At 37.8% G+C, this 1,850-nt stretch carries 2 protein-coding genes; one reads left to right on the top strand and one right to left on the bottom strand.

What is annotated here, in order from left to right:
- Positions 1 to 273: 273 nt before the first annotated feature.
- The gene (gene yaaA, locus ACS8FD_RS13525; protein WP_439263314.1) at positions 274 to 1,074 is read right to left on the bottom strand and encodes a peroxide stress protein YaaA; all 801 of its coding nucleotides are present in this window, start codon (positions 1,072 to 1,074) and stop codon (positions 274 to 276) included.
- Between the two features lie 303 nt (positions 1,075 to 1,377).
- Here yaaA and ACS8FD_RS13530 point away from each other — a divergent pair.
- The coding region (locus ACS8FD_RS13530) for a Rossmann-fold NAD(P)-binding domain-containing protein (protein WP_459252123.1) at positions 1,378 to 1,850 on the top strand (473 nt) is incomplete at its 3' end.

The raw sequence follows: 1,850 nt of genomic DNA on the forward strand, positions 1-1,850 counted from the left end.
AATTTTACTTCTGCTACAAGGCGATTTCTCTTTGTCAGACGCGCTCAATGTACAATAGGTACTATTTTCGCTCGTCTTTCTCGACAAATCGCTTTTCGCTAGAAGTATGACTGAAGTCATAAAGTCTGTTTGACTATTAAAAGCTCTGTTATCGTTAGGATAGCAGGGTTTTTTTAATGAAAGTTTTTAGTCCAGTTTTCCCAAATAAACCCCCAGTAGGCTGAGCTTATCGGGGTTTTTTTTATACAAGTTTAGTATGTTTTAGCATGATGATTACGAATCCGCTTCATCTCGTCTAAACGTCCATGTCTTATCATCAGACAGCTCATCGACATAATAATATCCCGCCAAGTCAAACTGCTTTAATTGCTCAGCATTGGTGAGTTTATTATCCGCAGCGTACTTCACCATCAGACCACGGGCTTTTTTGGCATAAAAGCTAATTACCTTATATTGACCGTTTTTTTCATCTTCAAATCGTGGCATGATGATTTCAGCATTTAGCGCCTTTTTCTTGACCGATTTAAAATACTCATTAGAGGCCAAATTAACTAATACCTTGTCATCGCTATCTGCCATGTGTGCATTGATAACATTAGTCACTTCCTTGCCCCAAAATTCATATAGGTTATTACCGTGCTTATTTTTCAGCTTAGTGCCCATCTCTAAGCGATACGGCTGAATCAAATCAAGTGGTTTCAGCACACCATAAAGACCTGACAAAATACCTAAATGCTCATTGACATAAATGGCCGTTTCTTTATCCATGTTATACATATCAAGCCCAGTATAAACATCTCCATCAAATAAATAACCTGCTGGTTTTGCATTTTGATCATTAAATGGCTTATTTTTGCTCCAGCTCCATTGTTGATTGCGCTCAGCATTGAGCTGGGCCAAATCGTCAGAGATGCTCATCATCTCTTGCAAATCAATCGGTTCTTTCGATTTTAGTATTTTAATCAACTCTTGCGAATGTCCTATAAGCTCAGGCTGACTGTAATGATTGCCTAGATTTACGGGAATATCATCTTTTTCATTCAAAGACTTGGCAGGGGAGAGTACAAAATACATAGTCATTCCTTGTGATTTATGAGATCGAAAAAATAAAAATTTCAAATATAGCAATAAAGATTATATAAATGGTATAAATACATAACTTTTTATTTACTTATGGGTCATCATTAGACAATGAAAGTTAGCAAACGATGTCTCTATAATAAAAACACATGATGGAAAACAGTTAGTCATTTATTATATTGATAATATTGGTTGAAGTATCTAATGTAAGCGTTGACCAAAATTTTCGCTCTATGCATCTCATCATGCAAATAATCTGTGTATAGGTCAGTAATATATTTAGAGTAAGGAGACGGTATGAAAATCGGTGTCATCAGTGCAGATATCACACACGAAAACCGCGTAGCGCTCACCCCAGATGCGGTCAAAAAGCTAATTAAACTTGGGTTTGAAGTCGTCATCCAGTCAGGTGCAGGTCAAGCAGCGTATTATGCTGATAATTTGTACCAAGCGGCTGGTGCCGATATTGCAAATAGTAGTGCTGAGGTAGTTAACCAGTCTCAAATTATTACCACAGTTAATGACTTACCTTCTATAACTACTGACAGCTTAAAATCTGGTCAGATTGTCATTGGTATGCTCGATCCTTACCGTAATACTCAGCTAGATACTTATGCTGCCAAAGGGGTAACGGCATTTGCCATGGAACTGTTACCACGTACCTTATCACGTGCACAGAATATGGATGTCTTGTCATCACAAGCTAACCTTGCCGGTTATAAAGCGGTACTACTCGCGGCCAATGAATATTCCCGTCCTTTTCCTATGTT

The sequence above is a fragment of the Psychrobacter sp. 1U2 genome (genome assembly GCF_051847575.1).

What these genes read in the sequence shown, in the direction of transcription:
- yaaA (WP_439263314.1), bottom strand. Translation starts at nt 1,074, where the DNA reads ATGTATTTTGTACTCTCCCCTGCCAAGTCTTTGAATGAAAAAGATGAT.